Raw genomic sequence first — 20,456 nt, 5'->3', positions numbered from 1 at the left:
TCCGTGTAAGGATGCGGAACGGTCGCAATTTGCCCCTACGGCCGTCACTTCAAAGCGCCTTCACGGCGCTCTTCTTTTGCACCGGGCACCTGATCGCGCCGATAGGGACCGGCGCCTTGCCTCCCGCGCGGGTGGAAGTGGTTTCGCGCTCAAGACCAGTTCACGACGCTATTCGGCACAAACAGATGTGAGCCGTTTCGTGTGATCGCTCGCGCGATCTCGCAAGCGTCGACGAAGGGCCCGCATACTTCGCGCGGCCAGACAGCCCTTCGAACTCATGATCCCCGGATGGGCTGGCCAGCCCACGCCGATCCCCTGCCGCAGAGCCGATGAGATCCTGACAAAAAAGCCCCGCCGAAAAGGCGGGGCGCGAAGTTGAGCATCTGTATGGGGGCATGACAGATGCAGGGAAGTCAGAGGACCCCTTGGCCCCGGTTATATGGCACCGCTTCAATCATTCACTTAGGCCAAACGGCCTATGTGTCGCGGCACGCATCATTCGCCTGGTCGAGCGAGCGGATTGTCGGGAGCAAGATCATGCTTGGACGGTCGCCGCTGCCGCCCGCTCGACTCCTGCGCGGGACGACGCTGCCGCGCGTCCTGGAGAGGCGACGAAATCCCTGTCGTGACGGAGATCCATGGAGCGCCACGGGGCTCGCATGCGGGCGCCGACATCCGGACATCGCATCTCTCGCTGGCTGCTCTCCGATGGAGGCGCACGAGCTTCTTCTGATGCATGATGCGGGAGTGCGCCGAGATGTCGGCCAGAGCCGCGATGCTCGCCGACGAGATGAGAAGCGAGAGAACGAAACCTGTAAACCGCGTGCCAACCGGCCTGTGCAGGTTCACTGTCGAACCTGCATCCGTTAAATCAAGTCTTTGGATTTTTTAGCGGAAGGAATGGTGGGTGTACAAGGACTCGAACCTTGGACCCGCTGATTAAGAGTCAGCTGCTCTACCAACTGAGCTATACACCCGTCGCCGAAGCGAATTCAGCGGCGCGTTTCCGCTGAAGAGGCCGTGCGTGTAACAAACCGCACGGCCCCTGTCTAGCCCATCCGGAGAGGTTTTTTCCTTATGCGGCGGATTTCGATTTCGAGCGGTGATAGGTGCCGTCACCCTGTGTCAGAATCCGGTCCTCGGGCTGGAGCTGGCCGGGTTCGATCTCCTGCTGCTCCGCCAGTTCCTTCCAAAGCGGAATCAGCCGATCGAGATCGAGGCTCGGCCAAGCTTCGACGTCGTCGAGGACGAAATAGGTCTCCTGATAATCGTCGATGCGATAGAGGGTGCGCATGACGCGTCCGAGATCGAAGGCGACCCGGTTGGGGGACGGGCTTTCAAGCGAAAAGATCGTCTCGCCCGGAGACGAGGCGATGCCCGCGCCGACGATGCGCATGCCCTGCGGGGTCTGGGCGAGCCCGAACTCCACCGTGTACCAGTAGAGCCGCGCCAGATACTTCAACGCGCCGTGCTCGGCAGCCACCAGGCCGGCCTTGCCGTAGGATTCGAGATAATCCGCGTAGATCGGCTGCATGATCAGCGGCACGTGGCCGAACACGTCGTGGAAGATATCCGGCTCCTCGATGTAGTCGAGCTGCTCGGGCTTGCGGATCCAGAAGCCCGCGGGGAATTGCCGGTTCGCCAGCATGCGGAAGAACGCCAGATCCGGGATGAGCCCCGGCACCGCCCTCACCTCCCAGCCGGTCGCCGCCTTGAGGCGCTGGTTCATGACCCGGAAATCGGGAATCCCCTCTTCGCCGATCCCGAGACGATCGAGCCCGTCCAGGAACTGGTCGGCGATCCGGCCTTTGAGGATCTCCCGCTGCCGCTTGGCCAGGGTTCTCCAGGTCGCGTGATCCGTCTCGGTGTAGTTCTCGAACCCCTGATCGCGAATGTAGTCGCGCGGATCGTCGCTGCCGGTGGCGGTATTCATGGCGTCCCTCCGTCTCTGTTGCAGCGCTAGGATAGCACCCGGCCCTGGTCATTATTCGCCGGATCCCGCCTGGAAGAATGGCAAAACGGTCATAAAATGACCCGAAGGCCTCAATCGTGAGATTCCCATGAAGCGTCATCTCTCGCCTTCCGACCGAAGGATCCTGCGCACCATCCAGGGCGACGGGCGCATTCCCAACTCCGCGCTTGCCGAAAAGGTCGGCCTGGCGGCCTCCCCCTGCCTGAGGCGGCTGAAGGCGCTGGAGGAGGACGGCGTCATCGAGGGCTATCGGGCCCTGGTCGATCGCAAGGCCCTCGGCTTCGAGGTCGAGGCCTTCGTGTTCATCAAGCTGGAGCAGTCGGAGCCTGGCTGGCGGACCCGCCTCGTGGATCGCCTGAAGGGCTATGAGGAGGTGATCGCCTGCCATGCGCTCGCCGGCGAGGTGGACATCATCGTCCATGCCGTGGCGAAGGACATCGAGAGCTTCGGCGAATTCACCATGAACCGCCTGCTCACCCTGCCCGGCGTCGCCGACGTGCGGTCGAGCTTCGTGCTCTCGACCATCAAGCCGCAGAGCCCGATTCCCGTGCCGGAGTGATGAACGGGCGCAGCGATGGTAGGGGACGCAACAGGACTGATGCAGATGCCCCTACCCTGTCCTGTCGATGGCTTACGCCGGGTCGTTCACATGTCATGGTTCCTCCGTTGTCACGGTTCTCCGGTCGTTCCGGTGCCCCCTCGGATTGGTGCTCCTCTCGTCATGGCCCCCTCTCGTCATGGCCGGGCTTGTCCCGGCCATCCACGTCTTGGGACCCGCCACGGCGTAAAGACGTGGATCCCCGGCTCAAGGCCGGGGATGACGGGGAGGGTGGTCGCATGGGGGCGAGGCGGCATGTTCCGTCTTTGTTCTTGACAGGCTCGGCAAGCTAGGCTATATCGTGACCTGTCCCGGCTCACCGAGGGGCGCGCTCGCGAGGCGTCGCAGGTTGTGGAGCCGGGGCACGGTCCCGCGCTCCAGGCCCCGCAGCCTGGACTGACGGGAGGCCCTGGCTCGGCCCAGGACACCGGGCATGCACAGCCGCCCGCCGTCTCCGGCGCGTCGCAGGACGCAACGGCAGGCGCGCTCGCCAACGGCATCCCGGAGCCTGCGCCGACAGTCCGCCTAAAAGAACCGTGCGCGAGGAGCCGTCGGGTTCCAAAGCCATCACCATTCTCCATCGAGCCGGACCGCTCCTCGCGCGACCCCTCGACTGCTCCCCCTCGGTGCCGATGAGCCCCGACGCCGATCCTCCATGCCCGCTTTTATTCGTTCCATTCCATTCATTGATTGCCGAGATGAACCGATGCCCCGCACCTCCCGACTTTTCTCCCGCTTGCCCGATTGCGACGACACCCTCCGGCGCTTGGCCGACCTCTTGCAGATTCCGTACACCTGCCGCAGGCGAAAGTGCAGACGCACCGTCCAATGCCAGGGCGGCTACGGGCCGCCCTGCTACTTCGAGCAGAAGATCTCTTTCACGGAGAGGGTCCACGAGCATATGCAGGAATACCGCGCGTTCTGGAAAGCGCAGCGCGAGACTGTCGTCACCAACCTGCGAGAGAACTCCGGAGACTGACTGCGCCTCCCGGACTCACGCCCTCGTGCAATGCGCTCGTCCAGAAAGGGAGCACCGGCTCAGCATGAAAAAAGCCTTCGCATGAGGGTTCATGCGAAGGCTGCAAAGAATCGGTCGATGAAAGCGGGGCTACTCCGCCGCGTGCTGGGCGTGGAGGCTCGCGCCCCGGCTCAGCAGCTTGTTCAGCGCGCCGAGATAAGCCTGCGCCGACGCCACGAGCGTGTCGGGATCGGCGGCGCGGGAGGTCACGCTGCGGCCGTCGGCGGAGAGACGCACCGACACTTCGGCCTGCGCATCGGTGCCTTCGGTCACTGCGTGAACCTGATAGAGCTCCAGCTCGGCTTCGTGCGGCACCAGCGCCTTGATGGCGTTGAAGGTGGCATCCACCGGGCCGTTGCCCTCCTGCTCCTCGATCATGGTCTTGCCATCGACCTGCAGGCGCATGGTGGCGCGCTGCGGGCCATGCGTGCCGGCGACGATGGAGAGCGACACCAGCTTGATGCGGTCGTGAGCGGTGGCGATGTTCTGGTCGACCAGCGCCTCGATATCCTCGTCGTAGACGTGCTTCTTGCGGTCGGCCAGATCCTTGAAGCGTTCAAAGGCATCCTGGAACTGATTGTCGGAGAGGCTGTATCCCAGCTCCTCCAGCTTGTTGCGGAAGGCCGCGCGGCCGGAATGCTTGCCCATGACCAGAGAGGTCTTGGTCACGCCGACGCTTTCGGGCGTCATGATCTCATAGGTCTGCGCATTCTTCAGCATGCCGTCCTGGTGAATGCCGCTCTCGTGCGCGAAAGCGTTCCGGCCCACGATGGCCTTGTTGTACTGCACCGGGAACGAGGTCGCGGCGGAAGCGAGCTTCGAGGCGCGCGTCAGCATCGTCGTCTCGATGCCGGTCTCATAGGGCAGCACGTCGCCGCGGGTCCTGATCGCCATGACGACCTCTTCGAGGGCGGCATTGCCCGCGCGCTCGCCGATGCCGTTGAGCGTGCACTCGATCTGGCGCGCGCCGCCTTCCAGGGCCGCGAGCGAGTTCGCGACCGCGAGGCCCAGGTCGTTGTGGCAATGCGCGGAGAAGATCGCCTTGTCCGCATTCGGCACGCGCTCGCGCACGGCGCGGAACATGGAGCGGTACTCGTCCGGCGTCGCGTAACCCACCGTATCCGGCAGGTTGATCGTGGTGGCGCCCGCTCTGATCGCGGCTTCCACGCAGCGGCACAGATAGTCGATGGGCGTGCGCGTGGCGTCCATGGCCGACCACTCGATGTCCTCGACCAGATTACGGGCCTGGGTCACCGTGGTGGTGATGATCTCCAGCACCTCTTCTTCGGACTTGCGCATCTGGTGCTGCAGGTGGATCGGCGAGGTGGACACGAAGGTGTGGATGCGGGGCTTCTTGGCATGGCGCACGGCCTCGCCGGCGCGGGCGATATCGGCCGAGATCGCGCGGGCGAGACCGGCGACCGTCGCGTTCTTCACCCGCTCGGCAATCAGGGACACGGCCTCGAAGTCGCCGTTGGATGCGATGGGGAAACCCGCCTCGATGATGTCGACGCCCATGGCGTCGAGCAGGGCCGCGACCTCGAGTTTTTCTTCCAGCGTCATGGTCGCGCCGGGGCATTGCTCGCCGTCGCGCAGCGTGGTGTCGAAGATCAGGACGCGGTCCTTGGAGGAGCCGGTGGCGGAAGCGGTCATCGTGTCAGTCCTTCTCGGAGGGAGCGCTTTCCAGGGTCTAAAAGCCATGCGCTCAAGGTTGTTCTTTGGTCTTCAGAACCCCTGAGAGCCCAGGCGGCAGCGCCCAGCCGACCCTCAGGGGCAGCTAAGGAGAAGAAGGCCAAGGAGGAGCGCGCGGCCGGCCGCCGGGGCGGTGCCGTTTCTGTCAGCGCTGTGGGAGCCGATTGCCATCGCTGCCCATTCCTCCAAAGACCGCGGCCCTGCCGCGAAGAACGGCACGTTTGTAACGGGGGAGACCCGGAATGGCAAGCGGTTGAAACAAACGAAAAGCCGAAGCTCGACGATCGTATAGGAAATGTCCCTCGCTCCGAGCGTCTGGACGGATCGCGAAACGCCCTAGATCAAGGCGAGCTTGGCTGTTCCTGGAGCCAATCGCGAACAAGAGGTGACTTCGATGACCAATGCCATCCGCCGCCTGTGGCTCACCGGCCTCGTGGCCCTGCCGCTCGCGGCCTGCAACCAGACGGCTTCGGGCCCTGCCGCGACGCCCGCCAGCGCGAGCGTCACCCCCTCCGGTTTCCGTATGCCGGAAGGCTCGGGCTGCCGGGGCGAGATCGCCCGCTACCGGGCCGTCATGAGCAACGACCTCGCCATGGGCCATGTGAACCAGTCGGTCTACAACCAGGTGAACCGGGAAATCGGACCGGCGGAGGCCGCCTGCGCCGCCGGGCGCGATGCGGAGGCCCAGCGGATGATCCGCGCCGCGAAGGCGCGGCACGGCTATTTCTGAGCGAAGACCCACTCGAAGAAGGATTGCTGGAACAGGGGCATCGCATCCCGGTCGATGTCCTCCACGCTGCGGACGATCCGCACGTCCTCCAGCTCGGGCTCGGGGTCCCTGGCGATGTTGGCGCGGATCAGGGCCGCGCTCTCCTCCGCCGTCATCGGCAGGGTGACCATCCGCAGCAGCGCCACCGTCGGCCAGCGCCTCACGATGATCCACTCGTCGTCCACGTGGTAGTCGCCGTCCTGCAGCCCCGTTTCCTCGGTCAGCTCGCGGGTCAGGCTCGTGGCGAGGTCGACGGTGCCGTCGGGCCTGAGATCGGACAGGTCAGGCGTCCCGCCCGCGAAATAGACCCGGCCCGCATTCGCCGTATGCGCGCTCATGACGCCGCAGATATAAGCGCCGTCCGATCCGCGAAGGGCTCCCATGGCGAAGCCGTTGGCGATGCTCTCGTCGGGATAGCCGTTGTCGATCCAGGCGACGAGCTCGGCGTAGTTCGTCACGAAATATGTGTTGCGGCACAGGTCCTGCTCGAACCTCAGATTGCTCAGCAGCAGCACCTGGCCGTTGAACATTTTCGGCGTCTGTGCCGTGCGACGCTTCCAGTTCTCCTCGATGAGGCCCCGGTTCTGCGCGGCCCATGTCCATTCGAAGGGCTCGCATCTCGCCTCGACGCGGGAGACCCGCCTGATCAGAACCTCCGACATCACGCGAGGATCTCGCCTCGGCTCACCATGACGGCGCCGCCGCCGATCTCGGCCGAGACCAGTTCGCCGTTCTTGATGGTCATCTGCAGGGCGATCTCGCTCGCGCGGCCCATCTCGACGCCCTGTTCGATGACGATATCGTGCTCGCCGTCGCCCAGCGGCTCGCATTGCATGAGTGCGCCGGCGAAAGCCGCGACGGCGGAGCCGGTGGCGGGATCTTCGAGGATGCCCATGCCGGGACCGAACATGCGGGCGCGGAAGCGCAATCCCTCGGCCCCCGGCACGCGGGTATAGACATAGGCCGCCGGATGATCGCTGTCGGCGAACGCCTTGTCGAAGGCTTCACCCTTCGGGTAAGCGCGGGCCAGGGCATCGAGCGACGCAACGGGCACGAGATCGTATCCGACGCCACCGGAATGGCGGCTCGGCACATGGCGCTCGAAGCCGATCTCCGTCGGGTCGAGGCCGAGCGCCCAGGCGCAGGCCGTCGTATCCTTGCCCTCCCCCCAGGAGAACGGCAGGCGCGGCAGTCGGAAACGCGCTTCTCCGCTCACCGTATCCTTCACCTCGGCGGCGCAGGGAACGATGCCGACCTTCTCCTTCAAGCCGAAGGCCACGGCGCCGGGCTGGCCGTTCTGGTCCAGAAGAGCGAGCAGCACGGCCGTTCCCACGGTAGGGTGCCCGGCAAAGGGGAGCTCGCGTCCCGGCGTGAAGATGCGGATATCGGCGCGCTGGTGCGGATCGGCGGGAGGGAAGACGAAGACCGTTTCGGAAAGGTTGAATTCCTTCGCGATGGTCTGCATCTGCGCATCGTCGAGGCCCTCGGCCTCCAGAACGACCGCGAGAGGATTTCCAGTGAAGCGCTCGGACGTGAAGACGTCGAGGGTGACAAAGCGACGGGCCATGCGGATCAAACCTCTTCCGGGGTGAAACGGTGAGTGGGCGAGACGAACTCGTCCTGCGCGGCGATGGTGAGGATTTCGCGGGATCCCGCCTCCTCCGTTCGCTTCAGCAGGCCGTAGACGGAGGCGGATGCTTCGGCAAGGGCCGTCGCGGCGGAGCCCGTGCGGGCGTAATGAACGAAGAAGAGCGCCGCGATCGCATCTCCCGCCCCATTGATGCTGAGCGAGAGCTTGGGGGTGCGCACGCGCCAGAAGCGGCCGCCTTCGCCGGCGACGAGATCGATGGAGCCGGCGGGCGTCTCCCGCGTCTCGACGGAGGTCACGAGCACCGCCCTGGGCCCGATTTCCTGCACCGCCGAGACGGCCTCCTTCACAGCACCCAAGGTTTCCGTCGCACGGCCCGCCAGATAGTCCAGCTCGAACTGGTTCGGCGTGATGATGTCGGCTGCGGGTACCGCCTGCTCGCGCATGAATTCCGGAATGCCGGGGCGCACGAAGATGCCGCGGCCCACATCCCCGATCACGGGATCGCAGCAATAGAGGGCCTGGGGATTCAGCGCCCGCACACGCGCCACGGCGGCAAGGATCGCGTTGCCGATATCGGCCGAGCCCATATAGCCCGAGAGCACACCGTCGCAGCGGTCGAGAACGCCGCGCTCGGCAATGCCCTCGACGAGTTCCTCGATCGCGGGGCCGTCGAAGACCCGGCCTTTCCAGGAGCCGTAGCCCGTGTGATTGGAGAACTGGACCGTATGGATGGGCCAGACCTCGACGCCGAGACGCTGCATCGGAAAGACGGCGGATGCATTACCCACATGTCCATAGGCAACATGTGATTGGATCGAGAGAACATTCATGGCTATAGCCCCCTTCGCTGTTTTTCGTTACCTCATTACCCTTCCGGCTTCAATTCACGTGATGTGATCCTATCCATCACAGGAATGCGGGATCGTGGCACGAGGTCCGTTCGCTACAGGAAAGTCATCAGGAGACGTCGGGCGTGAGCCTTGAGACCATCACCAACACCATTCTCGAGTTCATTCGGGCGAACCAGGCCTATGCTCCCCTGATCGTGGGGCTCATGACCTTCGGCGAATCGTTCGCCTTCATCTCGCTCATCCTGCCGATGGTCACGATCCTGGTCGCCGTGGGCTTCGCGCTGGCGGCGGCGGATATCGCGTTCTGGCAGGTCTGGCTCGGCGCCACCGTCGGAGCTTACGTAAGCGCCTGGATCTCGTACGAGATCGGCTACAGGGTGAAGAAGCGGGCCTATGGGATATGGCCCCTGTCCCGCAAGCCCGACCTGGTCGACCGGGGCGAGCGCTTCTTCCAGCGTTTCGGGCCCTGGGCCATGTTCCTGGGCCGCTTCTTCGGTCCGACCCGGGCCGTTCTTCCGCTGACCGCCGGCATCTTCATGATGCCCCGCGTGCTCTTCCAGGCAGCCAACATGGCCTCGGCCTCGGTGTGGTCCTTTGCCCTCCTCGCGCCTGGAGCCGGTCTGGCGCATTACCTGACCTGGTGAGGCTCTTCGAGGGAACCCGTCTCCCGAGGGCTCATTAACCTCCCATACCAAACGGAGGTTTTCCATGGGCAAAGGCAAGATGAACGGCGACAACTCCGCCGAGAGCAAGAAGCACCCCGGACATGAGATCCGCGGTTCGGGCGGCACCATGAAGAACCGCACGGATCCCGGCAAGCAGGACAACAACAAGGCCGCAAACACGAAGAGCAATCAGCAGTAAAAAACGCCAAGGCTCCACCGGCGTCCGCCAAGAGACCCTCCTGTTCTTGGAGGCTGAAAGGCCCTGCACCGTGAGGCACCCGATCGGGCAAAAAAGAAGGGGCGGAGATTTCCGCCCCTTTCCCGTTCTCGCGTTTCGCGGGGATCAGTTCTTGGTCTTGTCGACCAGGGCCTTTTCCTTGATCCACGGCATCATGTCGCGCAGACGGGCGCCCACGTCCTCGATGGGATGAGCGGCGTTGCGGGCGCGGGTGGCCTTGAAGGAGGTCTGGTTGACCTTGTTCTCGAGCATCCAGTCGCGGGTGAACTTGCCGGACTGGATATCCTCCAGAACGCGCTTCATCTCGGCCTTCGTCTCGGGCGTGATGATGCGCGGACCCGTCACGTACTCGCCGTACTCGGCGGTGTTCGAGATCGAGTAGTTCATGTTGGCGATGCCGCCCTCGTAGATGAGGTCGACGATCAGCTTCACTTCGTGCAGGCACTCGAAATAGGCCATCTCAGGGGCGTAGCCCGCCTCGACCAGGGTTTCGAAGCCGGCCTTGATCAGCTCGACGAGGCCGCCGCAGAGCACGGCCTGCTCGCCGAAGAGGTCGGTTTCGCACTCTTCCTTGAAGGTGGTCTCGATGATGCCGGCGCGGCCGCCGCCATTGGCGGAAGCGTAGGACAGAGCGATATCATGGGCATTGCCCGTGGCGTCCTGGTGGATCGCGATCAGGGTCGGCACGCCGCCGCCGCGCTGGTACTCGGAGCGCACCGTGTGGCCGGGGCCCTTCGGGGCGACCATGAGCACGTCGAGGTCCTTGCGGGGTTCGATGAGATTGAAATGCACGTTGAGGCCGTGGGCGAAGAGGAGCGCCGCGCCTTCCTTCATGTTGCCGTGCAGCTCGCTGCGGTAGATGTCCGCCTGCAGCTCGTCCGGGGTCAGCATCATGACCACGTCGGCCCACTTGGCGGCCTCGGCCACTTCCATCACGCGGATGCCGGCAGCCTCGGCCTTGGCGGCGGAAGGAGAGCCCTTGCGCAGCGCCACGACGATGTCCTTCACGCCGGAATCGCGCAGGTTCAGCGTATGGGCATGCCCCTGGCTGCCATAGCCGACGATGGCGACCTTCTTGCCCTTGATCAGATTGATATCGGCGTCGCGATCGTAATACACGCGCATGGTGCTCTGGTCCTTGTCTTAAAGGGGCTTGAACCCCGGTCTTCATTGGCATTGCGCTCCGGCGGGAGCCTTCGCGCAATATTTTTTCTGTCCAGCGCCGCTTTTAGCGAACAAAACTGCGCTGACAAGTCGAAGTTTGTCGGAAAAATGCGAGAGCCACCCTCGTGACTCCGCCCCTCCCACAAACGGTCCGAGCGCGGAGAGTGCAAACCCCTCCCGCACGCTCTAGATTGGCTCGAAGCCATCTTCCTTTCAGAAGGACCAGCCGTATGCAACGCCTCGCCACTCCCGATGAAGTCCTTGCCTTCTGGCGCGAATCCGGACCGGACAAGTGGTTTTCGAAGGACGATGCCTTCGACCAGGTCTGCCGGGACCGTTTCATGCCCACCTACGAGGCCGCCGCGAGGGGCGACCTCAACGAATGGGAGCTCACCCCGGAGGGCGCGCTCGCCGTTGTTCTCCTCCTCGATCAGTTCCCGCGAAACATGTTCCGGGGACAGCGCGAGACCTACAAGACCGATCCCGTCGCCCTGATGGCTGCGGACCGCGCCATCGAGAGAGGGTTCGACCGGAAGGTGGAGCCGGAGCTCCGCCGCTTCTTCTACCTCCCCTTCATGCACTCCGAGTCCTTGAGGGACCAGGAGCGTTCGGTGGTCCTGAACGAAGCCCTCGGCGAGGACTCCACCAAGTGGGCGCGCCACCATCACGACATCATCGCCCGCTTCGGCCGCTTCCCCCACCGCAACGCCATGCTCGGGCGAGCGACGACCCCGGACGAGGAAGCCTTCCTGCGAGAGAGCGACTTCAGAGGCTAACTCCTCACATGATCCCTTCCGCGCCGCGCGCCATGGCGGCAACACCGGTGCGGGAGACTTCCACGAGGCCCACTGCCGTCATGAGCTTGATGAAGCGCTCGACCTCGTCGGTCGTGCCGGTCAGCTCGTAGACAAAGGAGGTCAGCGTCGCGTCGAGGGTACGCGCGCCGAAGGCGGACGCGAGACGCATGGCTTCCACACGGTGATCGCCCTTGCCCACCACCTTCACGAGGCAGAGTTCGCGCTCCACGGCTTCGCCCGTGAGCGTGAGATCGACCACGCGATGCACCGGGACGAGGCGCTCGAGCTGGCTCTTGATCTGCTGGATGATGCTGTCCGTGCCCGTCGTGACGATGGTGATGCGCGAGATATGCGCCTCGTGCTCCGTCTCCGTGACGGTCAGGCTTTCAATATTGTAGCCGCGGCCCGAGAAGAGACCGGCGATGCGGGCAAGGACGCCCGGCTCGTTGTCGACGACGATAGCAAGCGTATGCCGGTTGACGGGCTCGACGCGGTGCGCATCGGGGTAATGGGTTTTCATCTGGAGCATGGTTCGTTGTCCGGCGTTCGTATGGGGCTTCAGGCTGCGTTTCGGAAATTCGCGACGGCGTCCTCGTCGACCTCGTCTGCATCGACGATCCAGGTTTCCTTCAGTGCAGCGGCGCGCCACTCCTGGAAAGCCGGAAGCGAGAGGATCGTGTCGACGTAAGAGCGTGTCTGCGCGTCGAGAGCGATGGAATAGGTGTCGAGGCGCGTGACGAGCGGCGCGTACATGGCATCAGCCGCCGAGAACGCGCCGAAGAGAAACGGCCTGCCCGCCCCGAAGCGATCCCGCGCCTGTCGCACGATCTCGCTGAAGCGCGCGACATCCCGCGCGACAGCCGCGCCGCGATCCTTCGAGGCGTATTGCTTGCCGAGATTCATCGGGCATGCGCTGCGCAGGCCCTGGAAGCCCGCATGCATCTCCGCCGCGACGGAGCGCGCCATGGCGCGGGCCTTGCGATCCTCAGGCCATACGGGAGCACCGAAGGCCTCCCCCACATATTCCATGATCGCGATGCTCTCCCACACGGTGACGTCTCCGTCGATGAGGATCGGCACCTTCCCGGCGGGAGAATGCTTGAGAACCTTCTCCTTGGTGTCAGGGAGATCGAGCGGGATCATGATTTCGTCGAAGGCGACGCCAAGCTGCTTCATCAGCAACCAGGGCCGCAGAGACCAGGACGAGTAGCACTTGTTGGCGATGACGAGAGTGGGCATGACTGAACGCTTTCCAATTACACCAGCATCTTGCCCTTCTCGTCGATCACGGAACCGAGATCGGCCCCGGTCTCGCCGAGATAATCGTTGAGCAGCATCTCGTTATGCGCCTTGCCCGACGGAATCATCGGGAAGCAGTTCTCGGTCTTGTCGACGATGCAGTCGAAGATCACCGGGCGGTTGACGCTGATCATCTCCATGATCTTCGCATCGAGATCGCCCGGATTGTCGCAGCGGATTCCGACCGCACCATAGGCCTCCGCGAGCTTCACGAAATCGGGCAGCGATTCCGAATAGCTCTGCGAGTAGCGCCCGCCGTGCAGCAGCTCCTGCCACTGGCGCACCATGCCCATATACTCGTTGTTGAGGATGAACACCTTGACCGGCAGGTTGTACTGCAGCGCCGTGGACATTTCCTGCAGCATCATCTGGATCGAGGCTTCGCCCGCGATGTCGATGACCAGCGCATCGGGATGCGCGAGCTGCGCGCCGACGGCTGCGGGAAGGCCATAGCCCATGGTGCCGTGGCCGCCGGAGGTCATCCAATGGTTCGGGTCCTCGAACCGGAAGTACTGCGCCGCCCACATCTGGTGCTGGCCGACCTCGGTCGTGACATAGGGCGAGCGGTCCTTCGTGAGCTCGTAGAGACGCTGGATCGCGTATTGCGGCTTGATAGACTCTTTGGAATTCCGGTACGCGAGGCAATTGCGGGCGCGCCAGCCCTCGATCTTGTTCCACCATTCCTTCAGCTCGACGGCGTCGGCCTGCTTCCCACCCTGTCGCCACAGGCGCACCATGTCTTCCAGAACATGCGCGCAATCGCCGACGATGGGGATATCCACCTTCACCGTCTTGTTGATGGAGGACGGGTCGATGTCCACATGGATGCGCTTGGAGAATGGCGAGAAGGCATCGAGACGGCCGGTGATGCGATCGTCGAAGCGTGCCCCGATATTGATCATCACGTCGCATTCATGCATCGCGAGATTGGCCTCGTAGGTGCCGTGCATGCCGAGCATGCCGAGCCACTGCTTGCCGGAGGCCGGATAGGCGCCGAGCCCCATCAGGGTCGAGGTGATGGGAAAGCCCGTGAGCTCAACGAGCTCGCGCAGCAGCGCCGCCGCGTGCGGGCCGGAATTGATCACGCCGCCGCCCGTATAGAACACGGGCCGCTTGGCATTCGCCATCAGCTCGATGGCGGCGCGGATGTGATCCATGTCCCCTTTCACGGTCGGGCGGTAGGTCTTGTGCTGGTTGCTCAAGGGGCGCGCATAGCTGCCGGCCTTGAACTGGATGTCCTTGGGCAGGTCCACGACCACCGGACCGGGGCGTCCGTTCTGCGCCACGTAGAAGGCCTCGTGCAGGATGCGCGGCAGGTCCTCGATGGATTTCACGAGGTAGTTGTGCTTCGTGCAGTGGCGCGTGATGCCGACCGTGTCGCATTCCTGAAACGCGTCGGAGCCGATGAGATGGGTCGGGACCTGGCCGGTGATGCAGACGAGCGGGATCGAGTCCATCATGGCATCGGCCAGACCCGTGATGGCGTTGGTCGCACCCGGCCCTGAAGTCACCAGCACCACGCCCGGCTTGCCCGAAGCGCGGGCATAGCCCTCGGCGGCATGAACCGCCCCCTGCTCGTGACGGACCAGGACATGGCGCACCTTGTCCTGATGGAAGAGCGCATCATAGATGGGAAGGACAGCGCCGCCCGGATAACCGAAGATATGCTCGACACCCTGGTCCTGCAGGGCTCGGATCACCATTTCGGCTCCGGTCATCGTCTCGCTCATGGTATTTCGCTCCGTCGGGTCTTTTGGGTGCTTGTCTGCGTTGTTCTGGTGTTTCAGGCAATAAAAAAGGCCCCTGAGGGGGCCTGTGCGCCATCGCCGGACCTGCGGGGATCAATCCCGCTCCGTCGATGGCGCTCGTACTACGAGAATAAGCTTGCGCATTTGGGCAGCTCTCGGTTCAAAAGTTGCGCCGACGCTAGCCGATCCCTTTGTTTCGGTCAAGCGGTGTACATTGACCTCGCTTGGCTTAGCTTTTCCTCCAGCTGTCCTATTTTAGTCGTATGACGATGACCGATACGATCTCTTCCACTGGCATTCCCATGCAGAATCAGCGGCTGACCGCCCGTGCCCTGCTGCTGGGGGACCGGCTCGACGTGGCCGGTCTGGAGCGCAGCGACGTTCTGTCGGCCACCCCCCTCGCCTTCCGGGCCGGCCAGGACGGCTTCGTGGCCCTGTTCCGCTACGGCGTGGCCGTTCTCGTCGGCCTGACCCCTCTCGAGGAGGACGAGATCATCCGGGGCCTGCGGCAGCGCATCCAGGGCGAGTTCTCGCGCCACGAGGAGGAAACCGCGGTCATCGAGATCTCGCCGGACAGGGACGACCAGATCCCGCCCGGCGGGCCGATCTATATCAAGAAGCTCTCCACGGAGCGGCTCATCGTCATCGCCGATGCCCTCTCCAAGAGCGCTACCCTGGCCCGCGACGAACGCGAGGCGACCGCCGCGTTCGAGCTGGTGGAGCCCTCGGTCCAGCACCTCGCGGTGAACGGCCGCCGGCCGCGCGACCGCCGCAAGATCCTGAAACAGGTGGGTCAGGCTCTCCTCGTCCGCCAGCGCATGTCCGGCCGGGTGGCCGTGGAGGAGAAGCCCGACGTGCTGTGGGACCGGCCGGACCTCGAACGCCTCTATGCGCGTCTCGAAGACGAGTACGAGCTGAAGGAGCGCGCCGCCGCGCTTCACCGCAAGCTCGAAGTGCTGGGAGATACGGCTCAGGCGCTGACCGACATCATCGATACGGAGCGTTCGCTTCGCCTCGAACTGATCATCGTGCTCCTGATCGTGTTCGAAATCTTCATTACCTTCTATCAGATGTTCACGGGCGCCCCGGCGCATTGAGCGCGCCCATGACCGTCTCGAAGCCGTGTTCCGGCTCCACCCATCGCCAGTCCGGCAGCTGGTGGCGGAACCAGGTGAACTGGCGCTTGGCGTAGCGGCGCGTGTCGCCCTGCCCCCGGGCAATCGCCTCGTCGAGGGAAATCTCGCCGCGCAGATGGGCGAGCAGGCCGGGAACGCCATGGGCCCGCATGGCGGGGAGCATCGGATCGAGGTTGCGCGCGCCCAGGGCTCTGACCTCGTCGAGAGCGCCCTGCTCCATCATGGCGAGGAACCGCCGGTCGATCCGCCGACGCAGCTCCTCACGCTCAGGCGCCAGGAAGAGCTTGATGACAGGCAGATCGTTCAACGGACCCGGCTGACGCGCCCCATGAAAGGAGACGAGAGACCGGCCGGTGGCCGCGAAGATCTCCAGGGCACGCTGCACCCGCAGCCGGTCGGAGGGTCGCAGGGTGCTGGCCGTTTCGGGATCGCGCTCCGAGAGGAGCCGATGAAGCGCCGGCGTTTCCAGGCCCTCGCTCTCCTGCCGCACCGCGTCCCGGATCTCCTCCGGCACGGGAGGGATGTCGGACAGCCCCTCGGTCAGGGCCTTGAAGTAGAGCCCGGTTCCGCCCACGAAGATCGGCAGGCTCTGCCCCCGGATCTCCCGGAGAACCTCGACCGCGTCGGCCACATAGCGCCCGACGGAGAAGTTCACGGCGGCGTCCACATGACCGTAGAGGCGGTGCGGGGCCTCGGCCTCCTCTTCCGGCGTCGGACGGGCGGTGATCACCCGCAGATCGCGATAGACCTGCATGGAATCGGCATTGATCACGACGCCGCCGAGGGCCTGCGCCAGTTTGATGCCCAAAGCGGACTTGCCTGACGCGGTCGGTCCTGCAATGAGAACCGCTCCGATCTCCCCGTCGCTCACGAGTCCGGTCTCCCCATGACGTCTTCCCAAGCCCCCCTCGTCGCAACCCTGGTCGCCAACCCGGCCGAGCCCGTCCTCACGGACGACCTCGTGGCAAACGCGGCGGGCGCGCTGGGACATGAGACGGAACGCAGCGTTCTGGCAAGGGGAATCGCCGCGGACCTGATCCTCCCCTCCTCCGCCGAGGCCGGGACTGTCGAAGCCTCTTTGCGCGCGGTCCTCGCTGGCCAGCCGGTCGATGTCGTCGTGCAGCCCCTCGCCACCCGCCGCAAGCGGCTGTTCCTGGCGGACATGGATTCGACCATGATCGGCCAGGAATGCATCGACGAGCTGGCCGATTATGTCGGGCTCAAAGCGGAGGTGTCGGAGATCACCGAGCGCGCCATGCGCGGCGAGATCGCATTCGAGCCGGCCCTGCGCGAGCGCGTCGCCCTGCTGAAGAACCTGCCGGTCGGCGTGGTCGACGAGATCATCGAGAAGCGCATCACCCTGACCCCCGGCGGCCCGGCTCTCGTCCGGACCATCCGGGCGAATGGCGGCTATACCTGCCTCGTTTCCGGCGGCTTCACCCTGTTCACCGGGCCGGTCGGCTCGATGATCGGGTTCGACGAACACCGCTCCAACCATCTGATCCTCGACGGCGAGAAGCTCGCCGGCCTCGTCGAGGAGCCCATTCTGGGCCGTGAGGCCAAGCTCGCGACCCTCGTCGAACTGCGCTCGCGCCTCGATCTCGCGCATCACGAGACGATGGCCGTCGGCGACGGCGCGAACGACCTCGCCATGCTGGGCGAAGCGGGCCTCGGAATCGCCTATCGCGCGAAGCCCGCGGTGGCCGCCGCCGCCCATGCCCGGATCGATCACGCGGACCTGACGGCGCTGCTTTACGTGCAGGGATACAGGGCGGAGGAGATCGTTGCGGAATCTGCCTGACGCCGCAACGGATCCGATCACTCCCGAATGAAGGCGAGCAGATCGCCGTTGAACTGCTCGACCTGGATCTGCGCCAAACCGTGGGCTCCGCCCGGATAGACCTTCAGCGTCGCGTTCGGAACGAGCTTGGACGAAAGCATGGCCGATGCAGCGATCGGCACGATCTGGTCGTCGTCGCCGTGAATGATCAAGGTCGGCACGTCGATTGCCTTCAGATCTTGCGTGAGGTCGGTCTCGGAAAACTGCCTGATGCAGTCATAGGCCGACTTGATCCCGGCCTGCATTCCCTGCAGCCAGAACGCCATGCGCAGGCCTTCGTGAACCGTCGCCCTCTCGCGGTTGAAGCCATAGAACGGCATCGTGAGATCGTAGAAGAACTGGGGCCGGTTCAGATACGTGTTCCTTCGAATATCGTCGAAGACCTCCAGCGGCGTCCCGTTGGGATTTGCATCCGTCTTGAGCATGAGCGGCGGGATCGCCCCCACCAGCACGGCCTTGGCCACCCTTCCTGTCCCATGGCGCCCGAGATAGCGGGTGACCTCGCCCCCACCCGTCGAATGCCCGACGAGAACGGCGTCCTGCAGATCGAGATGTTCGATCACCGCGGCGAGGTCGTCCGCATAGGTGTCCATGTCGTTGCCGGTCCAGGTTTGGGTCGAACGTCCGTGCCCGCGCCGGTCGTGCGCGACGACGCGATAGCCTTGCTCCCCGAAGAAGAGCATCTGCGCATCCCAGGCATCCGCGCTCAGCGGCCACCCGTGGGAAAAGACGATCGGCTGACCCGTTCCCCAGTCCTTATAGAAGATTTGCGTGCCGTCACTGGTCGTGACCGTGCTCATTGCGCTGCTCCTGATGCCCCTCGCGGGAAATGGGCCGATCATTCGCGCGCCCGGCTGCCATAGCCGGCGGCGGTGGCCTCATTGTGATTTCATCGAACTGGCTACGGGATACCGAAACGGGACAAGGCTGGAGATCGGAATGGCCGGTGGCGCCATCTGGGCTGGCCCTCCGGCGGGATTGCGCCTCGATGAGATACGATCATTGTGACAAAGGCGTGGTGCTTTAAACGCCTTGCGCCTGAGCCTGAATCCGCCGCACGATGTCGGCCACGATCGTCGGATCCGCCACGGTGGTCGTGTCGCCGTGGTTCTCGAAGTCGCCCGCGGCGATGCGCGTGAGGATGCGCCGCAGGATCTTGCCCGAACGGTTCTTCGGCAGTTGCGCGGCCCACTCGATCCGATCCGGCGTGGCGATGGGGCCGATGCGGGTGCGCACGACCTGAATGAGCTCACGCTGCAGCTCCGCGCTCTCGCCGACGCCGTCCTTCAGGGTTACGAACGCGAAGATGCCCTGCCCCTTGATCTCGTGCGGCACGCCCACGACGGCGGCCTCGGCCACCGACGGATGCGAGGCCAGGGCCGCCTCGACCTCCACCGTTCCGAGCCGATGGCCGGAGACGTTGATGACATCGTCCAGACGCCCCGTGATCCAGTAATCGCCATCCGCATCGCGGCGCGCGCCGTCGCCTGTGAAGTAGAAGCCGGGATAGGCGCTGAAATAGGTCTTCAGGAACCGCTCCTGGTCGCCCAGGATCGTGCGCGCCTGCCCCGGCCAGGAATCGGCAAAGCACAGGCTGCCCGCACCCTCCCCGTCGATGATCGAGCCGTCGCTGGAGAGCAGTGCGGGACGCACGCCGAAGAACGGCCTGGTCGCAGAGCCCGGCTTCAGCGCCATCACTCCCGGCAGCGGGCACAGGAGAACCGCGCCCGTTTCCGTCTGCCAATAGGTATCGATGATGGGGCAGCGTCCGCCGCCGATGACCTCGTGATACCAGAGCCACGCCTCGGGATTGATGGGTTCGCCCACGGAGCCCATGATCTTCAGCGACGAGAGATCGTGCTTGCGCACCGGCCCCTCGCCTTCGCGCATGAGCGAGCGGATCGCCGTCGGCGCGGTGTAGAAAATGTTGACCTTGTAGTGCTCGACGATCTGCCACCATCGCGATGCATCGGGCCAGGTGGGCACGCCCTCGAACAGCATGATGGTCGCGCCGTTGGCGAGCGGGCCGTAGATCAGATAGGTGTGCGCCGTCACCCAGCCCACATCCGCCGTGCAGAAGTGGATGTCGCCGGGGTGATAATCGAACATGGCCTTGAAGCTCGCGGCCGCGTGGACGAGATAACCACCCGTGGTGTGCAGCATGCCTTTCGGCTTGCCCGTGGAGCCTGACGTATAGAGCACGAAGAGAGGGTCTTCCGCGCCGACCTCGACGGGCGCGCAGACCTCCGGCACTTCGGCCAAGGCCTCGTCGTACCAGCGGTCACGCCCGATCTTCATTGGAACGTCGCGCCCCGTGCGGCGAACCACCAGCACATGCTCGACGAAGGGAAGCTTCTCCAGGGCCGCATCCGCATTCTTCTTCAGCGGCACGGATTTTCCGCCGCGCATGCCCTCGTCGGCGGTGATCAGAACCCGTGACCGGCAGTCCTCGATGCGCCCCGCGAGCGCCTCCGACGAGAAGCCGCTGAACACCACCGAATGAACCGCGCCGATGCGCGCGCAGGCGAGCATCGCGGCGATCGATTGGTGAATGACCGGCAGATAAATGCTGACGAAATCGCCCTTCTTCACGCCGAGTTCTTTCAGCGCATTGGCGAGCCGGGACACCTCCCGGTGCAGTTCGCTCCAGGTGATCCGTTTCGTCTCGCCGGGCGTATCGCCTTCCCACAAGATCGCCGCGTCGCTCCCGCGAGCCTCGGCATGCCGATCCAGGCAGTTGTAGGACGCGTTCAGCCGCCCGTCGGCGAACCATTCGATGGTGACGTCCTCGGGCGAGTAGCGCGTGGATTTGACCCGCGTGAACGGCTGCATCCAGTCGAGGATCCGCGCCTGCTCGCGCCAGAATCCCTCCGGGTCGTCGATGGATCGCCGGTAGAGCCGCTCGTAGCCTTCCGCGTCGATATGAGCGGATGCCTGGAGGCTGGCGGGGACGGGAACAATAGTCTGGGTCATCGGACGTCGTCGCTGAAGCCGCGAGCCGTGGCGGAGGCTCGCGATGATGGAAGATGAGCCCAGATGCCTCCGATAAGGACGCTATGTCAACCAAAACGTTCTTTA

The 20,456-nt window shown here is 64.5% G+C and carries 20 protein-coding genes and 1 tRNA gene; 8 read left to right on the top strand and 13 right to left on the bottom strand.

What is annotated here, in order from left to right:
• Window positions 1-901 precede the first annotated feature (901 nt).
• Both ACS5Q0_RS10185 and phhA read right to left on the bottom strand, forming a co-directional pair.
• Window positions 902-977, bottom strand: a tRNA-Lys gene (locus ACS5Q0_RS10185).
• A gap of 98 nt (window positions 978-1,075) precedes the next feature.
• Entirely contained in the window at window positions 1,076-1,933 is an 858-nt protein-coding gene (phhA, locus tag ACS5Q0_RS10180; protein ID WP_473126510.1) for a phenylalanine 4-monooxygenase, read from the bottom strand.
• Between the two features lie 127 nt (window positions 1,934-2,060).
• Here phhA and ACS5Q0_RS10175 point away from each other — a divergent pair, with 127 nt between their 5' ends.
• A complete protein-coding gene (locus ACS5Q0_RS10175; RefSeq protein ID WP_473126509.1) occupies window positions 2,061-2,531 on the top strand; it encodes an Lrp/AsnC family transcriptional regulator in 471 nt (156 codons plus the stop codon).
• 745 nt (window positions 2,532-3,276) lie between these two features.
• Window positions 3,277-3,549 (top strand): hypothetical protein, encoded by a 273-nt coding sequence (locus tag ACS5Q0_RS10170; RefSeq protein ID WP_473126508.1) that lies wholly within the window; start codon window positions 3,277-3,279, stop codon window positions 3,547-3,549.
• A gap of 129 nt (window positions 3,550-3,678) precedes the next feature.
• Here the strand turns inward: ACS5Q0_RS10170 and ACS5Q0_RS10165 are convergent, their stop codons facing one another.
• Window positions 3,679-5,241 carry a 2-isopropylmalate synthase gene (locus ACS5Q0_RS10165; RefSeq protein WP_473126507.1) on the bottom strand — a complete coding sequence of 521 codons (1,563 nt, stop codon included), beginning with the start codon at window positions 5,239-5,241 and terminating at the stop codon, window positions 3,679-3,681.
• A gap of 433 nt (window positions 5,242-5,674) precedes the next feature.
• Here ACS5Q0_RS10165 and ACS5Q0_RS10160 point away from each other — a divergent pair, with 433 nt between their 5' ends.
• Complete coding sequence (locus ACS5Q0_RS10160; protein ID WP_473126506.1) at window positions 5,675-6,010, top strand: hypothetical protein; 336 nt, start codon at window positions 5,675-5,677, stop codon at window positions 6,008-6,010.
• On the opposite strand, the gene ACS5Q0_RS10155 is transcribed toward ACS5Q0_RS10160, so the two are convergent.
• The 3 genes from ACS5Q0_RS10155 to pdxY are packed head-to-tail and all read right to left on the bottom strand — an operon-like array spanning window position 6,001 to window position 8,470.
• Window positions 6,001-6,711, bottom strand: a complete 711-nt coding sequence (locus ACS5Q0_RS10155; RefSeq protein ID WP_473126505.1) for an NUDIX hydrolase — start codon at window positions 6,709-6,711, stop codon at window positions 6,001-6,003. The two genes, ACS5Q0_RS10160 and ACS5Q0_RS10155, sit on opposite strands and share 10 nt — an antisense overlap.
• Window positions 6,711-7,616: a PhzF family phenazine biosynthesis protein gene (locus ACS5Q0_RS10150; protein ID WP_473126504.1), complete on the bottom strand. Its 906-nt coding sequence runs from the start codon at window positions 7,614-7,616 to the stop codon at window positions 6,711-6,713. The genes ACS5Q0_RS10155 and ACS5Q0_RS10150 overlap by 1 nt, the downstream gene beginning before the upstream one ends.
• 5 nt (window positions 7,617-7,621) lie before the next feature.
• Window positions 7,622-8,470: a pyridoxal kinase PdxY gene (pdxY, locus tag ACS5Q0_RS10145; protein ID WP_473126503.1), complete on the bottom strand. Its 849-nt coding sequence runs from the start codon at window positions 8,468-8,470 to the stop codon at window positions 7,622-7,624.
• Between the two features lie 143 nt (window positions 8,471-8,613).
• On the opposite strand from pdxY, the gene ACS5Q0_RS10140 reads away from it, so the two are divergent.
• Both ACS5Q0_RS10140 and ACS5Q0_RS10135 read left to right on the top strand, forming a co-directional pair.
• Window positions 8,614-9,135, top strand: a complete 522-nt coding sequence (locus ACS5Q0_RS10140) for a DedA family protein (protein ID WP_473126502.1) — start codon at window positions 8,614-8,616, stop codon at window positions 9,133-9,135.
• Window positions 9,136-9,199: 64 nt separating this feature from the next.
• A complete protein-coding gene (locus ACS5Q0_RS10135; RefSeq protein WP_473126501.1) occupies window positions 9,200-9,355 on the top strand; it encodes a hypothetical protein in 156 nt (51 codons plus the stop codon).
• Between the two features lie 144 nt (window positions 9,356-9,499).
• Here the strand turns inward: ACS5Q0_RS10135 and ilvC are convergent, their stop codons facing one another.
• Window positions 9,500-10,519, bottom strand: coding sequence for a ketol-acid reductoisomerase (ilvC, locus tag ACS5Q0_RS10130; RefSeq protein ID WP_473126500.1), 1,020 nt, complete (start codon window positions 10,517-10,519; stop codon window positions 9,500-9,502).
• A gap of 269 nt (window positions 10,520-10,788) precedes the next feature.
• On the opposite strand from ilvC, the gene ACS5Q0_RS10125 reads away from it, so the two are divergent.
• A complete protein-coding gene (locus ACS5Q0_RS10125) occupies window positions 10,789-11,334 on the top strand; it encodes a DUF924 family protein (protein ID WP_473126499.1) in 546 nt (181 codons plus the stop codon).
• Between the two features lie 4 nt (window positions 11,335-11,338).
• On the opposite strand, the gene ilvN is transcribed toward ACS5Q0_RS10125, so the two are convergent.
• The 3 genes from ilvN to ACS5Q0_RS10110 are packed head-to-tail and all read right to left on the bottom strand — an operon-like array spanning window position 11,339 to window position 14,384.
• Entirely contained in the window at window positions 11,339-11,884 is a 546-nt protein-coding gene (ilvN, locus tag ACS5Q0_RS10120) for an acetolactate synthase small subunit (protein WP_473126498.1), read from the bottom strand.
• Between the two features lie 29 nt (window positions 11,885-11,913).
• Window positions 11,914-12,594 (bottom strand): glutathione S-transferase family protein, encoded by a 681-nt coding sequence (locus tag ACS5Q0_RS10115; RefSeq protein ID WP_473126497.1) that lies wholly within the window; start codon window positions 12,592-12,594, stop codon window positions 11,914-11,916.
• Window positions 12,595-12,611: 17 nt separating this feature from the next.
• A complete protein-coding gene (locus tag ACS5Q0_RS10110; RefSeq protein ID WP_473126496.1) occupies window positions 12,612-14,384 on the bottom strand; it encodes an acetolactate synthase 3 large subunit in 1,773 nt (590 codons plus the stop codon).
• A gap of 287 nt (window positions 14,385-14,671) precedes the next feature.
• Here ACS5Q0_RS10110 and ACS5Q0_RS10105 point away from each other — a divergent pair, with 287 nt between their 5' ends.
• Window positions 14,672-15,499 carry an RMD1 family protein gene (locus tag ACS5Q0_RS10105; RefSeq protein WP_473126495.1) on the top strand — a complete coding sequence of 276 codons (828 nt, stop codon included), beginning with the start codon at window positions 14,672-14,674 and terminating at the stop codon, window positions 15,497-15,499.
• Here ACS5Q0_RS10105 and miaA read toward each other — a convergent pair.
• Window positions 15,477-16,409 carry a tRNA (adenosine(37)-N6)-dimethylallyltransferase MiaA gene (gene miaA / locus ACS5Q0_RS10100; RefSeq protein ID WP_473126494.1) on the bottom strand — a complete coding sequence of 311 codons (933 nt, stop codon included), beginning with the start codon at window positions 16,407-16,409 and terminating at the stop codon, window positions 15,477-15,479. The genes ACS5Q0_RS10105 and miaA overlap by 23 nt on opposite strands.
• A 15-nt stretch (window positions 16,410-16,424) precedes the next feature.
• On the opposite strand from miaA, the gene serB reads away from it, so the two are divergent.
• Window positions 16,425-17,339, top strand: coding sequence for a phosphoserine phosphatase SerB (gene serB, locus ACS5Q0_RS10095; protein WP_473126493.1), 915 nt, complete (start codon window positions 16,425-16,427; stop codon window positions 17,337-17,339).
• Between the two features lie 17 nt (window positions 17,340-17,356).
• Here serB and ACS5Q0_RS10090 read toward each other — a convergent pair whose 3' ends face one another.
• Window positions 17,357-18,178, bottom strand: a complete 822-nt coding sequence (locus ACS5Q0_RS10090) for an alpha/beta fold hydrolase (protein WP_473126492.1) — start codon at window positions 18,176-18,178, stop codon at window positions 17,357-17,359.
• A 223-nt stretch (window positions 18,179-18,401) separates the two neighbouring features.
• A complete protein-coding gene (gene acs / locus ACS5Q0_RS10085) occupies window positions 18,402-20,351 on the bottom strand; it encodes an acetate--CoA ligase (protein ID WP_473126491.1) in 1,950 nt (649 codons plus the stop codon).
• Window positions 20,352-20,456: the final 105 nt, after the last annotated feature.

Source organism: Microvirga sp. HS2 (assembly GCF_055792805.1).
The sequence above is the reverse complement of the archived record's forward strand: the minus strand, read 5'-3'. Positions and strand labels throughout refer to the sequence as shown.

Coding starts and splice junctions, on each gene's coding strand:
- ACS5Q0_RS10125 (WP_473126499.1), top strand. CDS start 10,789: ATGCAACGCCTCGCCACTCCCGATGAAGTCCTTGCCTTCTGGCGCGAA.
- ACS5Q0_RS10090 (WP_473126492.1), bottom strand. CDS start 18,178: ATGAGCACGGTCACGACCAGTGACGGCACGCAAATCTTCTATAAGGAC.
- ACS5Q0_RS10115 (WP_473126497.1), bottom strand. CDS start 12,594: ATGCCCACTCTCGTCATCGCCAACAAGTGCTACTCGTCCTGGTCTCTG.
- acs (WP_473126491.1), bottom strand. CDS start 20,351: ATGACCCAGACTATTGTTCCCGTCCCCGCCAGCCTCCAGGCATCCGCT.
- pdxY (WP_473126503.1), bottom strand. CDS start 8,470: ATGAATGTTCTCTCGATCCAATCACATGTTGCCTATGGACATGTGGGT.
- serB (WP_473126493.1), top strand. CDS start 16,425: ATGACGTCTTCCCAAGCCCCCCTCGTCGCAACCCTGGTCGCCAACCCG.
- ACS5Q0_RS10165 (WP_473126507.1), bottom strand. CDS start 5,241: ATGACCGCTTCCGCCACCGGCTCCTCCAAGGACCGCGTCCTGATCTTC.
- ACS5Q0_RS10175 (WP_473126509.1), top strand. CDS start 2,061: ATGAAGCGTCATCTCTCGCCTTCCGACCGAAGGATCCTGCGCACCATC.
- ACS5Q0_RS10110 (WP_473126496.1), bottom strand. CDS start 14,384: ATGAGCGAGACGATGACCGGAGCCGAAATGGTGATCCGAGCCCTGCAG.
- ACS5Q0_RS10160 (WP_473126506.1), top strand. CDS start 5,675: ATGACCAATGCCATCCGCCGCCTGTGGCTCACCGGCCTCGTGGCCCTG.
- ACS5Q0_RS10150 (WP_473126504.1), bottom strand. CDS start 7,616: ATGGCCCGTCGCTTTGTCACCCTCGACGTCTTCACGTCCGAGCGCTTC.
- ilvC (WP_473126500.1), bottom strand. CDS start 10,519: ATGCGCGTGTATTACGATCGCGACGCCGATATCAATCTGATCAAGGGC.
- ACS5Q0_RS10135 (WP_473126501.1), top strand. CDS start 9,200: ATGGGCAAAGGCAAGATGAACGGCGACAACTCCGCCGAGAGCAAGAAG.
- phhA (WP_473126510.1), bottom strand. CDS start 1,933: ATGAATACCGCCACCGGCAGCGACGATCCGCGCGACTACATTCGCGAT.
- ilvN (WP_473126498.1), bottom strand. CDS start 11,884: ATGCTCCAGATGAAAACCCATTACCCCGATGCGCACCGCGTCGAGCCC.
- ACS5Q0_RS10105 (WP_473126495.1), top strand. CDS start 14,672: ATGACCGATACGATCTCTTCCACTGGCATTCCCATGCAGAATCAGCGG.
- ACS5Q0_RS10155 (WP_473126505.1), bottom strand. CDS start 6,711: ATGTCGGAGGTTCTGATCAGGCGGGTCTCCCGCGTCGAGGCGAGATGC.
- ACS5Q0_RS10170 (WP_473126508.1), top strand. CDS start 3,277: ATGCCCCGCACCTCCCGACTTTTCTCCCGCTTGCCCGATTGCGACGAC.